This window comes from Azorhizobium oxalatiphilum (assembly GCF_014635325.1).
GTDB lineage: Bacteria > Pseudomonadota > Alphaproteobacteria > Rhizobiales > Xanthobacteraceae > Azorhizobium > Azorhizobium oxalatiphilum.
The window spans coordinates 151,832-165,252 of sequence record NZ_BMCT01000002.1 but is presented as its reverse complement, the minus strand read 5'-3'; the positions used below and the strand labels follow the sequence as shown (position 1 = coordinate 165,252).

General features: G+C 67.7%; 12 protein-coding genes. 4 read left to right on the top strand and 8 right to left on the bottom strand.

Features of this window, described 5'->3' with window-relative positions:
- Positions 1-5 precede the first annotated feature (5 nt).
- Together IEW24_RS09275 and IEW24_RS09270 are read right to left on the bottom strand one after the other, a co-directional pair.
- Complete coding sequence (locus IEW24_RS09275; protein WP_188577758.1) at positions 6-428, bottom strand: hypothetical protein; 423 nt, start codon at positions 426-428, stop codon at positions 6-8.
- Positions 429-512: 84 nt separating this feature from the next.
- Positions 513-2,006: a carboxypeptidase M32 gene (locus IEW24_RS09270; RefSeq protein ID WP_188577756.1), complete on the bottom strand. Its 1,494-nt coding sequence runs from the start codon at positions 2,004-2,006 to the stop codon at positions 513-515.
- A 139-nt stretch (positions 2,007-2,145) separates the two neighbouring features.
- On the opposite strand from IEW24_RS09270, the gene IEW24_RS09265 reads away from it, so the two are divergent.
- The gene (locus IEW24_RS09265; RefSeq protein WP_188577754.1) at positions 2,146-2,565 is read left to right on the top strand and encodes a DUF1801 domain-containing protein; all 420 of its coding nucleotides are present in this window, start codon (positions 2,146-2,148) and stop codon (positions 2,563-2,565) included.
- A 24-nt stretch (positions 2,566-2,589) separates the two neighbouring features.
- On the opposite strand, the gene glgX is transcribed toward IEW24_RS09265, so the two are convergent.
- From glgX to IEW24_RS09245, 4 genes are all read right to left on the bottom strand, one after another.
- Positions 2,590-4,680 (bottom strand): glycogen debranching protein GlgX, encoded by a 2,091-nt coding sequence (gene glgX / locus IEW24_RS09260; protein ID WP_188577752.1) that lies wholly within the window; start codon positions 4,678-4,680, stop codon positions 2,590-2,592.
- 83 nt (positions 4,681-4,763) lie between these two features.
- Entirely contained in the window at positions 4,764-6,065 is a 1,302-nt protein-coding gene (locus IEW24_RS29075) for a PAS domain S-box protein (protein ID WP_188577750.1), read from the bottom strand.
- A gap of 263 nt (positions 6,066-6,328) precedes the next feature.
- Positions 6,329-6,544 (bottom strand): hypothetical protein, encoded by a 216-nt coding sequence (locus IEW24_RS09250; RefSeq protein ID WP_188577749.1) that lies wholly within the window; start codon positions 6,542-6,544, stop codon positions 6,329-6,331.
- A 678-nt stretch (positions 6,545-7,222) separates the two neighbouring features.
- Positions 7,223-7,597 carry a hypothetical protein gene (locus tag IEW24_RS09245; RefSeq protein WP_188577748.1) on the bottom strand — a complete coding sequence of 125 codons (375 nt, stop codon included), beginning with the start codon at positions 7,595-7,597 and terminating at the stop codon, positions 7,223-7,225.
- Between the two features lie 534 nt (positions 7,598-8,131).
- On the opposite strand from IEW24_RS09245, the gene IEW24_RS09240 reads away from it, so the two are divergent.
- From IEW24_RS09240 to IEW24_RS09230, 3 genes are all read left to right on the top strand, one after another.
- Positions 8,132-8,854 (top strand): response regulator, encoded by a 723-nt coding sequence (locus tag IEW24_RS09240; protein ID WP_188577746.1) that lies wholly within the window; start codon positions 8,132-8,134, stop codon positions 8,852-8,854.
- Positions 8,851-10,185 carry an ATP-binding protein gene (locus IEW24_RS09235; RefSeq protein ID WP_244644272.1) on the top strand — a complete coding sequence of 445 codons (1,335 nt, stop codon included), beginning with the start codon at positions 8,851-8,853 and terminating at the stop codon, positions 10,183-10,185. Before IEW24_RS09240 ends, IEW24_RS09235 begins: the two co-directional genes overlap by 4 nt.
- Before the next feature lie 91 nt (positions 10,186-10,276).
- A complete protein-coding gene (locus IEW24_RS09230) occupies positions 10,277-11,638 on the top strand; it encodes an MmgE/PrpD family protein (protein ID WP_188577744.1) in 1,362 nt (453 codons plus the stop codon).
- 12 nt (positions 11,639-11,650) lie between these two features.
- Here IEW24_RS09230 and IEW24_RS09225 read toward each other — a convergent pair whose 3' ends face one another.
- Together IEW24_RS09225 and IEW24_RS09220 are read right to left on the bottom strand one after the other, a co-directional pair.
- Positions 11,651-12,580, bottom strand: a complete 930-nt coding sequence (locus tag IEW24_RS09225; RefSeq protein ID WP_188577743.1) for an isoaspartyl peptidase/L-asparaginase family protein — start codon at positions 12,578-12,580, stop codon at positions 11,651-11,653.
- A gap of 10 nt (positions 12,581-12,590) precedes the next feature.
- Positions 12,591-13,409 carry a M55 family metallopeptidase gene (locus IEW24_RS09220; RefSeq protein WP_188577741.1) on the bottom strand — a complete coding sequence of 273 codons (819 nt, stop codon included), beginning with the start codon at positions 13,407-13,409 and terminating at the stop codon, positions 12,591-12,593.
- Between the last annotated feature and the right edge of the window lie 12 nt (positions 13,410-13,421).

Here is a 13,421-nt window from a genome sequence, read left to right as displayed (position 1 = left end):
CCCGCCTATTCGCCCGCCGGCTGAAAGCGACCGCTCAGCTTGCAGGGCGCGCCGTCCGGCAGCGCGATGGCGGCGCCCACGTCATCCGGGCCGTTCTTCGCCTCCATGAGGCGGATCGGCGTGCCATCGGCCAGTTTACCGGCTAACTGTTTGCGGTCGGAATCCGGGCGCGCATGGCCGGTGCGCTTGCAGGTGACGTTGGTGGAATTGTCGGCGGCGCTGACGGTGTAGACCACCCGCAGCCGGTCGGGCTGATCCTTGGTGGCGGCCTTGCTCACCTCAAGCCAGCAGATGGCCTCCGTACCGCAATCGCCGTGCCATGTGCCGATCCAGGGCGGGCCGCCTTCCGCTGCCGCCGGTTGCGCCAGCACGGGAGAGGCGAACGTGATTCCGAAAGCGGCGAGCAGGATGCCCGCCCCTTTCCACATGGCGAAGGTCCGGCAGGAAGCGGCAGCGTTAGCTTGCATCATGCGAGCAAGCTAGCGCCCCGGCCTGAACCGCCGATGACCGGCTTACACCTCGTCGATATAGCGCCGGCGCAGGTGAGCCTTGAACACCGAGGCATCCAGCGGGCGGCCGGTGGCGTGGGTGAGCAGGTCGTCGGTCTGGTAGAGCGAGCCCTGCGAATGGATGTTGGCGCGCAACCAGTTCAGCAGCGGCTTGAAATCGCCCGCCGCAATCCCCGGCGCGATGGAAGCATCCGACTTCTTCGCCGCGTCGAACACCTGCGCCGCCGTCATGGCACCCAGCGTATAGGTGGGAAAATAGCCCCAGCCGCCGCTCGGCCAGTGGACATCCTGCAGGCAGCCGCGCCGGTCGTCCGGCGGGGTCACGCCCAGAAGCTCCTGCATCTGCGCGTTCCAGGCGGCGGGGAGTTCGGAGAGCGGCATCTCGTCGCCGATCAGCGCCTTCTCCAGCCGGTAGCGCAGGATGACGTGAGCGGGATACGTCACTTCATCCGCATCCACGCGGATGAAGCCGCGCTCCACATGGGTGTAGCGCCGCCACAGGGCATCCGCCTCCCACGCCGGTCCGGAGCCGCCGAAGGCCTCGCGCATCAGCGGTGCGGCGAACTGGAGGAACTCGCGGCTGCGGCAGGCCTGCATCTCCATGAGCAGGGACTGGCTCTCGTGCACGCTCATGCTGCGCGCCTGCGACACCGGCTGGCCCAGCAGCGCCTGCGGGCGCCCCTGCTCATAGAGCGCGTGCCCGGTCTCGTGCATCACGCCCATGAAGGACTGGGTGAAATCCGTCGTGTCATAGCGGGTGGTGATGCGCACGTCATTGTCGGCGCCGCCGCAGAAGGGGTGGGTCGAGACATCGAGCCGGCCGCGCTCGAAGTCGTAGCCGACGATGCCCATCATCTTCACGCCCAGCGCCCGCTGCGCCTCCACCGGGAACGGACCGCCCAGCGGCGCATTGGCAGGCCGGCGGCCCTGCACCGCCATCACCTCATCGAGGAAGCCGGGCAGAAAGACGGCAAGGTCCGCGAACAGCGCATCGATATGGGCCGAGCGGCCACCGGGCTCATAGTCGTTCAGCAGGGCGTCATAGGTGGAGAGGCCGAGCTTCTCGCCCTTCACCCGACCAATCTCGCGCTGGAGCTTCAGGACTTCGGAGAGATAGGGCAGCAGCGTCTTGAAATCGCAATCCGCCCGTGCCTGCCGCCATGTCATCTCGCAGATGGAGATGGCCTTGCTGGAGGCTTCCACCAGATCGGCCGGAACAGCGGTTTCCACCGTCCACACGCGGCGGATCTCGCGGATGTTGGCGCGCGCCCACGCGTCCAGTCCGGCATCCGCCTCGGCATCCGTGATCCAGTCGCCGATGCGCGGATCGGTGACCATCTCGTGCGCCATCACCCGCAGCAGCGCGAGGCTGTCGGCGCGCGTGCCCACGGCGCCCTTGGGCATCATGGTGTCGCTGTCCCATTGCAGGATGCCGAGCGCGTTGGAAATCGCGGCGGCGCGGCCGAAATGGGCGGAGAGCGCGGCGTAGGCGGTCATGATGTCCTCTGGCGAAACGTGGCTGCGCTTATGGTTAGGCGCTCGGGCGCGGGTTGCCTAGCCGCTTGTGCCTGCACGCACATTCCGCGACAAGCGGATCGAGACGCCCGAAACGCAATGGCGCAGGGAGGACAGTGCCATGACCAAGGCCCCCACCGATCCCGATGCCCCCTCGCCTTCCGCCCGGATCGACGCGCGGATCGCCGCCCTCGCCGACTGGCGCGGCGAAACGCTGGCCCGCATGCGGGCGCTGATCCATGAGGCCGATCCGGAGGTGGTCGAGACGTGGAAATGGCGCGGTGTGCCGGTGTGGGAGCATGCCGGCATCCTGTGCACCGGCGAGACCTACAAGGCGGCGGTGAAGCTGACCTTTGCCAACGGGGCCTCGCTGGACGATCCCACCGGCCTGTTCAACGCCAGCCTTGAGGGCAACCAGCGACGGGCCATCGACATCCATGAAGGCGAGAGCTTGGATGCAGACGCCTTCAAGGCGCTCATCCGCGCCGCCGTGGCGCGCAATGTCGCCAAGGCCAAACCCGCTCCAAAAGCCCGGCGCTGATCCGCACCGGGCGCCCGGATCGCGTCAGGCGAACAGCACCAGCGAGCGGCCGGCCAGTTCCACCGTCTCCTCGCCGCCCGCCGTGGACCGGCTGGGGCTATCAGGCGCATCGGTGTCCAGCACCGCCTGCCAGCGGGCGCCGTCGCGTTCCGGAAGCCTGAAGGGCACCGGGCCATCGTGCGGATTGAAGGCGATGATGATGTCGGACCAGACCTCCTCGCCCTCTTCCCCGAGATCGTCGCGCGAGAGCCGCAGCGCAATGGAATTGGCCCCCGCATCCGCCCATTGCTCGGGCGTCTGCTCGCCGCCGCCGGGGTTGAGCCAGGTGACGATCATGCCGTCCCGGAATGAGCCCCGCCGCAGGATGGGCTGGGCGGCGCGCATGGCGAGAAGCTTCTGCACGAAGCCGGTCAGCGCCCGGCCGTCGTCATCCATATGCGCCCAATCGAACCAGGAAATCTCATTGTCCTGGCAATAGCCGTTGTTGTTGCCCTGCTGGGTGCGGCCGAACTCGTCGCCGGCCAGCACCATGGGCGTGCCGTGGGACACCAGAAGGGTGGCGAGGATGTTGCGCTTCTGCCGCTCGCGCACCGCCTTGATGCCCGGATCGTCGGTCGGGCCTTCCACGCCATAGTTGAAGCTGCGGTTGTCGGAATGGCCGTCGCGATTGTCCTCGCCATTCGCCTCGTTGTGCTTCTCGTTGTAGGAGACGAGATCGTTGAGCGTGAAGCCGTCATGGGCGGTGACGAAGTTCACCCCTGCCCACGGCCGGCGGCCGCGCTGGTCGTAGATGTCGCCGGAGCCGGTGACGCGGGCGGCGAAATCGCCCAGCAGCCCTTCCGTGCCCTTCCAGTAATCGCGCACCGTGTCACGATACTGGTCGTCCCATTCGGCCCAGCCGGGCGGGAAGCTGCCCACCTGATAGCCGCCGGGGCCGATATCCCACGGCTCGCCCACCAGCTTCACCTTGGCCAGCACCGGATCCTGCCCCACGGCATCGAAGAAGCCGCCGCGCGGATCGAAGCCGTCTGGTTCGCGGCCGAGGATGGTGCCGAGATCGAAGCGGAAGCCGTCCACCTGCATCTCGGTCGCCCAGTAGCGAAGCGAATCCAGCACCATCTGCAACACGCGCGGGTGCGAGGTGTTCACCGTGTTTCCGGTGCCGGTGTCGTTGATGTAATAGCGCGGCTGGTCCGGCAGGGTGCGGTAGTAGGAAAAGTTGTCGATGCCCTTGAAGGAAAGGGTCGGGCCCAGTTCGTTGCCTTCCGCCGTGTGGTTGTAGACCACGTCGAGGATTACCTCGAGCCCGGCATCGTGGAAGGCGCGCACCATGTCGCGGAACCCCGCCATGCCCTTCGGTCCCCGGTAGCGCTGCTCCAGCGCGAAGAAGGCCATGGTGTTGTAGCCCCAATAGTTCGACAGCCCCCTGGACATGAGGAATTCGTCGTCCGGGAAGGCATGGATGGGGAGCAGTTCCACCGAAGTCACGCCGAGGCTCTTGATGTAATCGACCATCGCCCTGTGGCCGAGCCCCTCGAATGTGCCGCGCAGCTCCTCGGGGATGGCCGGGTGAAGTTGCGTCATCCCGCGCACGTGGGTCTCGTAGAAGACCGTGCGCTCCCAGGGGATGCGGGGCTTCGGGCAATTGGTCCAGTCATAGCCCTTGGGGTCCATGATCCGGCATTTCGGCATGCCCTTCGCACTGTCCCGCGTGTCGAAGGACAGGTCCTTTTCCTCCGCATCCAGCACATAGCCGAAGTGAGCAGGCGACCACTCCACCTCCCCGGCGAGGTCGCGGGCATAGGGATCGAGCAGCAGCTTGTTCGGATTGAAGCGGTGGCCCTTCTCCGGCTCGTAGGGGCCGTGCACGCGATAGCCATAGAGCGTGTCCGGCCCGACGCCGGGCAGATAGCCGTGCCAGACCTCGTTGGTATATTCCGGCAGCGTTATGCGCTCGATCTCGGTCTCGCCGGACGCGTCGAACAGGCAGAGTTCCACGCGCTCCGCATAAGCGGAGAACAGCGCGAAATTCGTCCCCTCCCCGTCATAGGTAGCGCCGAGCGTGGTGGCGTCTCCCGCGCGCACATCGCGGAGGGGGCCGGACTTTTGCAGCATGGCGGTCTCTGGGTAAGAGGGGCGGCCATGCTGAACGCGCTGCGTCGCGAAATGTTTCACACCCGCCCGCCGTGCAAGACGTGTCAGGCCGCACCCGTGGCCTTCTCCAGTTCCGCCACCCGCTTCTTCAGCGTTCGCGTCTCTTCAAAGCGCTTCGACACGTCGCGAATGGTCGAGGCCATGCCGGTCACGACACCCGCGGCGTCCTTCATCAGCACGATGGTGAACTCGATGGAGATGCGCCTTCCGTCCTTGCACAGGCCGGGCACGGCCAGCAGATCGCCGGCACCATAGCGGCTCTCGCCGGTGGAGACCGTGTGGTGATAGCCCTCCCAGTGGCGGGCGCGGAACGGCTCCGGGATCATGATGTCCAGAGATTGGCCGAGAGCCTCCTGCGGCGCGAAGCCGAAGATGCGCTCCGCCCCGGCGTTCCACACGGTGATCAGCCCCTCGGCATCGCTGGCCACCACCGCATCCGCCGCACTGTCCAGCAGCGCGCGGGCCACATGCTCTTCCACCGCCATTTGTGCGTCCGTCCCTACATATGCACCAGAACCGGGAGCGGGCTTCGCGGGCTCGGCGGCGGGCGCCGCATCGTCCTCGAAGATCTCCTCCATCGGGCCGAAGAACTCGTAATGGATGCGCCCGCGCGGCACGCCCGCCGCCGCAAGCCCCGTCGCCAGATCCCGCAGGAAGGGCATGGGACCGCAGAGCAGATAGTGGGCCTCGCCGATGGGCGTTTCACGCTGCAGGAAATCGATGTCGATGCGGCCTTCGTGATGCCCCGGTGCGTCGAGATCGCCGGACGCCGGACGGGAGAAGAAAACATCCAGCCGCGTATGGCCCTGCCGGGCTGCCAGCGCAGCCACATGCGCGGCGAACGGCCGTGCAGCGCCATCGCGCACGCCATGGATGAAGCGGATGCTCCGCCCATCCTGCGCTTCGGCCGCCGCTTCCAGCATGGCGATCATGGGCGTCACGCCAACACCGGCGCTCACCATCACCAGCGGCCGTGTTGCCTCCTCCGGCAGCACGAAATCACCGGACGGCGCGCGCACGTCGATGTCCTGCCCCGGCTGGAGATGATCATGCAGCCAGTTGGACGCGGAACCGTGCGGCTCGCGCTTCACCGAGATGCGCAGATGCGCCCCGTTGGGCGCACATGAAACGGTGTAGTCGCGGATTAGCGGCGCACCGTCCGGCCCCTTGAAGCGCAGGGTCAGGTGCTGCCCGGCCCGATAGTGCGGCAGCCCACCCGCATCGGCCGGCTTCAGCACGAATGAGGTGATGTGCGACGTCTCGGGATGGCGTTCGGCGACCGTAAAGGCCCGCCAGCCCGAAGCAGTCGTGGTCTTGCTGGAGATGGATGTGGCGCCTTCAGGCATTCGGACGATTGGCGGCATGTCGTTTACGCCGCATCCCGGCCTTCGCACGAGGAAAAGGCCACGGAGAGGCAGCGCCCTCCTTTGTGTATTTTGAATACACGTAGCAGCCGCTGGAAAAGTTACAAGGTGTGCGGATGTCCGTGCGCGTAAATGCGCACCTGTCGGGCTCGTATCAACGCGACAACGAGAAGGCGCCCAAAGGCTTTCGCCTTGGGCGTTCCTTTAACGGATCACATGGGTTTCCGGCAGTCGCGGCCGCGCCGTCAGGACTGCGTCTTGCGCCCGGCGTCGGATAGGTCCGACAGCGGCATGATGCATGACGCGCGCAGGGTTTCGATCACGCTGCGGGCGCAGGACAAACTGTCGCGCTGCGCCCATTTGGTCGCGTCTTCCCACACCCGGCCATACTGGCGCTCATAGAGCACCTTCGCGACCAGTTCCGCGATCGTATCGGCTTCGGAGAGAGTCTGATGTGTCACGGCGGCTCCCTTTCTGGCAGTCCCGATTAAATGGCTGGCCAGGATCGCGTGCCGCGCGCGCCCGGCCCTCAAGCTTCGATGGTGCAGCACATGCGCCGAAGCGCATGTGCTGCACAGACGGAGCCCCGTGGTGGGGACGGGACTCCGTCTATCCCGATCAGCCGGCCGGGCCGGCGGTTGAAAAGGCGCAGCGAGCGCGTCGAAACACACTCGCTGCCAGACAGGCGCCCGTGGTGGGGATGGGCGCCCGCCTGTCTGATGACGCCCTGCTTGCAGCGGCGGCGAAAGGGGACAGCGGATGCGCCGAGACGCATCCGCTGTAGGAACGCAAGCCCGTGGTGGGGATGGGCTTGCGTTCATCTGAAGGCCACCGGCGCGAACCGGCGGCAAAGGGGGCAGCGAATGCGCCGAAACGCATTCGCTGCAGGAATGGAAGCCCGTGGTGGGGATGGACTTCCATTCGTCTCAGGCCAGCGGCGCGCACCGCCGGCAAAGGGGACAGCAGGTGCGCCGAAGCGCACCCGCTGCACGAACGAAAGCCAGTGGTGGGGATAGGCTTTCGTTCATTCGAGGCCACCGGCCTGAGCCGGAGGCAAAGGGGGCGGCGGATTGCCCCGCAGCGAATCCGCCGCAGGAAGAAGGCCCGTGGTGGGGGAAGGCCCTCTTCTTTCGGGAAACTCAGCCCCGCATGTGCGGGGGGAAACCGGGCGGCGGCTGCACGCCCGGAGGCGGAGCGCCGGGCCCCATGAAGCCGGGCGGTGGAGGCGGCGGCAGCAGCGCGCCCTCAAAGCGCGCCATACGCTCCAGCTGATCTTGTGAGAGCTTGGCCTTGAGCTTCTCGATGGCGGCAAGCAGCGTCTCGGCCTTCTTTCCGTCCGCCTTGAGATGCTCGGCCAGCGCAATGGAACCGGAGAAGGGCTGCTTGTCCGCAGCGCCATCCTCAGGCTTGGGCGGAGGAGGCGGCGCGAGGGCCAGCAGCGCATCCGTGAAGTCACGCCACACATCGAGCTGCTCGGCACGGATTCCGATTGCGGTCTCCGCGGCGCTCAGCATCCCCGCCATGCCAGCAGGACCGGGTGGCGGCGGAGGAGGAGGAGGGATATGCCCCAGCCTGATCCCCGGAACGGCCGCAGAGCCACCCGGCCCACGGGCCGGATCCTGCCGGCCGGGGACCACCTCGGCGGCGCGCTCCAGACCGGGTGAACCTGCCGCCATGGGCAGCCGGTCGGTGGCCTTGGAGGGGTCAGCGTGCGCGGCGGCGATGCAGTAGGCTGCAACGCCGACACTGGCCATCAGGGCCGCTGCGCAAACTTTCCGGGTTGTCATCGTGGGTGCCGTCCTGTCCCGTTGATGGAAAGATCATGGGGAGACAGGTTTGCTGCCGCAGGTCGCCAAATTGCCTAGCGTTGCAGTGGCGGGCATTTTTGTTGCTGAACATTGCCATACGGGCATCAGCAACGCTGCGTTGCACTCTGGTGTCGGCGAAGGGCGAGCCGTACCGTACACAGAACGGCAACAAGACGTGTTTGCCGGCGCAAGGATGGCCGGAAAACGCAAGAACGCCCCTGAGTTTAAGGAATCACGCGAGTGGATTACGCGCCGCATGTGCTGGTGGTGGACGACGATCAGGAGATCCGGAAGCTGCTGGCGCGCTATCTTGTCACCCAAGGCTTCCGCACCACGACCGCCGCCAGCGGACGCGAAATGGAGGAGTGCCTGACCTCCAACAAGTTCGACCTCGTGGTGCTCGACCTCATGCTGCCGGATGCCTCCGGCCTCGATCTGTGCCGCTCGCTGCGTGCCCGCTCGCGCGTGCCCATCATCCTCCTCACCGCGCTGAAAGAGGATGTGGACCGCATCATCGGGCTGGAAATCGGCGCCGACGACTATCTCGGCAAGCCGTTCAATCCGCGCGAGCTGGTGGCGCGCATCCGCGCCGTGCTGCGCCGGGCGACCGACCGCGAGGAGCTGGCCGCGCCCGGCAATTCCTACAAATTCGCCACCTTCACCGCCGATCAGGGCACCCGTCGCGTCACCACCGAAGCCGGCGAGGAAGTGCCCCTCACCTCGGCGGAGTTCGACCTGCTCATGGCCTTCCTGGAGCGGCCCGGCCGCATCCTGTCCCGCGACCAGTTGCTCGACATCACGCAAGGGCGCGAAGCCGGACCGTTCGACCGCTCCATCGACGTTCTCGTCAGCCGTGTCCGCCGCAAGCTCGGCGATGCCGGCAGCTTCCAGATCCTGAAGACTCAGCGCAACGGCGGCTATCAGCTCTCGGTGCGCGTGGAAGCCCAGAAGGCCCAGCCGTGACCCCCCTCACCCTGAAGGCCCGCCCCATGAACTCGCTGCGCACCAAGCTGACGGTGCTGCTGGTGGCCGCCATTCTCGTGGTGGTGGCCGGCTCCACCATGTTCTTCTTCTACCTGCTGGCCCCCCGCCCCGGCCAAGGCGGCAGCCGCGCTGACGCTGCCGAGATCAAGCTGTTTCTCGAACTGCTGAAGGATCCCAAGTCCACCGGCAACGAGCGGGCCGGCATCCGCCCCCAGCCGCCGGAAGGCTGGTTCGATCCGGAAGCCTCGCGCTTCATGTCCCGCGCACTGGAGATGGCCGGCGTCACCGAGACGGCCTCTGTCTTCCGGCATGAATTCGGCGAGGGCGCTTCGGTCAGCATCCGCCTCGGCGACGGGCGTTTTCTCGTGCTGCCCCTGAACATCCCGCCGCCGCCGCCCAATGGCATACCGCTGGTGTTCTTCGGCTGGCTGTTCCTGATCGCGGTGGGCACCACGGGCGTCGTCATCGTCGCCGTGCATCGCATGACGCAGCCGCTCGAGATCATCGAACGCGCCGTTGCCGAGATCGGGCCCGACGGCGAGTTGCCCAAGCTGGAAGAGAGCGGCCCCACCGAGGTGCGTGCGGCTGCCATCGCCATCAACCGGCTTTCGGTGCGCCTGCGCAGCGCCATCGAGGGCCGGATGCGCATCGTCGCCGCTGCGGCACACGATCTGCGCACGCCCCTCACTCGCATGCGCCTGCGCGCCGAATTCCTGGAGGAGGATCGCGAGCAGTGGCTCTCCGACCTCAGCGAACTCGACCGCATCGCCGACAGCGCCATTCGGCTGGTGCGCGAGGAAGTGGAAGGCGCGGGCGACGAGACCGTGCATCTGGACGCGCTGGTGGACGAACTGACCACGGAGCTGAAGGAGACCGGCCTCGACGTGGCGCTGCTGCGCACCGATGCGGTGAGCGTGCCCGGCCGTCCCATGGCGCTCAAGCGCGCCCTGCGCAACCTCATGGTCAATGCCGCCACGCACGGCAAGGCCGCCCGTTTCGCCCTGTCACGCGAGATGGACAAGGCGGTGCTGGTGATCGAGGACGACGGCCCCGGCATTCCCGACGCCCTCATGGCGCGGGTGTTCGAGCCCTTCTTCCGGGTGGATCCGGCCCGGCAGGCCACCATTCCGGGAGCGGGCCTCGGGCTTGCCATCGCCTATGAGATCGTCACCCGCCACGGCGGGCGCCTGTCCCTCGCGAACCGCCCCGGCGGTGGCCTGCTCCAGCGCATGGAGCTGCCGAACGCGATCGACAACAAGCGTGGGGAGACAGCGCCCCCGGAGCGGCTGACGCCGCAAGGACAAGCCTGAGCCATCGGCGGGAAAGTCTGGGATACTGAACGCGTGAGGCCCCCGGGAATCAGGCCGGGGGCCTCGGCATGCGTAAGCCGGAGTTCCCGTGATGCCCGCCTCCCCCGACCAGACGTCCGCGACGGAAGCGCTTCACACCCTTCTGTCGCGCCCCGTCACCGCCTCTGATCGGCGCAAGGCCACACTGCACGTTCTGGACTGGCTGGCCTGTGCGCTGGGCGCGCGGCGCACCGCGCCCGGACAGGCGTTGCTCGCCCAGACGGTGCTGGCGGGCGATGGTCCCTGCATCGTCCTCGGCGCCGCTCGCACCGCTGCGGCACTCGATGCCGCCTTCATCAATGGCGGGCTGGGCAACGTTCTGGAGATGGACGACATCCATCGCACCTCAATCCTGCATCCCGGCCCCATCGTCATTCCGGCGGCACTGGCTGCGGCGCAGGCCTTCGACATGCCAGCAGATCGCTTTCTGGACGCGGTGGTGCGCGGCTATGAGGCCACCATCCGCATCGGCCGTACGGCGGGGCAGGCGCATTACGCCCATTTCCATGCCACCGCCACCTGCGGCGTATTCGGGGCCGCCACTGCTGCATCCTTCCTGCTCGGGCTTGATCCCGCAGCTGTGGTGGCAGCTCTCGGCAATGCGGGCGCGACGGCCGGCGGCCTGTGGCGCTGCCGTTTCGAGCCCGGCATGAGCAAGCAGTGGCATAATGCCGTTGCCGCCCAGAACGGCCTGCGCGCAGCTGTGGCGGCCCGATCGGGCCTCACGGGCAACCGTTTCGTTCTGGAGGGCGAGGAAGGTTTCTTGCCGGTGCTCGCCGCCGGCGGCGATCTCTCCCGCCTGCTGTCGGAGCCAGACGGGCCGTGGCTGATCCACGACACCAGCTTCAAGCCCTGGCCCTCCTGCCGCCACAGCCACCCGGCCGTGGACGCGGCGCTGCTCGCACGCGAGAGCGGCATCGCGCCGGACGATGTGATCACCGCCGAACTGGCCACCTATGACGATGCGCTCCTGTTCTGCGACCGTCCGCGTCCCGTCACCGAAACCGAGGCCAAGTTCAGCCTGCAGCATGTGGTTGGCCTGTGCCTCGCGCGCGGGCGCCCGCAGCTGGCGGACTTCCTGCCGGAGAATCTGGAGCGGCCGGAGGTGGCCGCATTGCGGGCCCGCGTGCGGGTGGCACGCTCGGACGCGATCACCCGCGCCTATCCGGCGCGTTATGGTGCCAGCCTGACCCTGCACCTGACGGACGGCACGCGACGAGCCTTCGAGGTGCGTGACGCGCTTGGCGATCCCGCCCGCCCGGTCTCCGACGAAACCCTGCGCGAGAAAGCCAGCGGCCTGTTCGCATGGGGCGCGGTGGATGCCGGCCGGCACGACGATCTCGTCAGACGGACGCTGGCGCTCGGCACGGTCGGCACCCTTGCCGACCTCTCGGGCGCGCTTCTGCACGCCTGAGAGTGGCTTCGTTCAGAAGATGCCTGTGTGCATCTCGCCATCGGCCGTCATGAAGGCGCGATACATGCCCTCGCTGTTGAACGGAACAGCGATATTGCCCTTGCGATCAACAGCGACGAGGCCGCCCGAACCGCCCAGCGGGGCAATCTCGGTCACGATGCCGCTCGCTGCCTCGATCAGCCCCTGCCCGGCCCAGCGCATGCGGGCGTCGATCTCGTGGCCCACCGCATAGCGGATGAAATACTCGCCATGGCCGGTGGCGGACACCGCACAGGTGGCGTCGTCCGCGAAGGTGCCGGCGCCGATCACCGGGCTGTCGCCCACACGCCCCGGCATCTTGGCCGTCATGCCGCCGGTGGAGGTGGCCGCCGCCAGATGACCGTACCGGTCCAGCGCCACGGCGCCCACGGTGCCGTGCTTGCGGGCGGCATCGCCGTCATCTCCGGCCCCGCTCGCCCGCCGCTCCAGTTCCCGCCGGAGCGCGTCCTGCCGGGCGGGGGTGAGGAAATAGTCCGGCCCCATGATCTCAAGGCCGACCTCGCGGCAGAAGGCATTGGCGCCCTCGCCCGCCAGCATCACATGTTCGGTCCTCTCCATCACCGCGCGGGCGGCAAGGACAGGATTGCGCGGGCCGAAGATGCCAGCAACCGCACCGGCGCGCCGATCGCGCCCGTCCATGATAGCGGCGTCCATCTCCTGCGTGGCGGCGCTGGTCAGCACCGCGCCACGCCCGGCATTGAACAGAGGATCATCTTCCAGCGCCATCACGGTGGCTGTCACCGCGTCCAGCGCGGTTCCGCCCGCCGCCAGCACCACGCGGCCGGCGGTGAGCGCGGTCATGAGGCCGGCGTGATAGGCGGCCTCGCGCTCCGGCGTCATCTTGGCGCGGCTGATGGTGCCGGCACCGCCGTGCAGAGCGAGAACGGGCTTGAAGTCGGTCATTGGCATATCCTCAGCGCAGCACGGCCGACATGGCCGAAAGCGCGGTCATCCAGCCCACGGCCTCAGCAGCATCAGCACAGGCGAAAGCGAGCGTGGTGGCATCCTGCCGGCGGGCCGGCGGCAGCACCGCGCCCTGATCGGCCAGCGCCGGACTGTTCATCACGAATTCGGCCAGGAATGGCCCCTCGATGACGAAGGGGCGCATGGCCCGCAGATCGCGCAGCGCCCGCTTGGCGCCTTCTGCAATGGCGGCGCGCGCCTTCTCCACCGACACCTGCCGCGCCGCGCGGTTGCCCAGCGCCGTCTTCACGCACACCGCCTCGGCCTGCGGGAACAGCTCGGCTGCCTCGCTCACCAGACGATCATCGCCGGTGACGAGGGCCACCGGCACGCCGAGCTGGCCGGCATAGGCGCCATAGACGCCGGGCTCGCCCAGCGCCCGGCCGGCGAGGCGCACCTCGCGGAAGGCGAAGGAGTTGGTGGTGTGCGCGAGCACGCCGAAGCCGCTCGCCGCCGCATGATGGCCGACGAGGAACAGCGCGTTGAACTCCCGCGAGAGGCCTGCCGCCATGTTGAAGGGCTTGGGCTTGCCGAGGATCAGATCGGCGCGCGCATCCAGCAGCTCGGGCAAGATATTGGTCATGGGCCCGTGGCTGTCATTGACCAGAACCTCGGTCGCCCCGCCCTCGAAGGCGCCGGCAATGGCGGCGTTGACCTCTTCCGTCATCAGCCGCCGAGCGCGCTCATATTCGGCATTTCCGGGCTGGCCCTGCTGAGGCGAGACCACGCCTGCGACCCCCTCGATGTCGGCGCAGATATAGACCTTCATGTCTCAAACTTC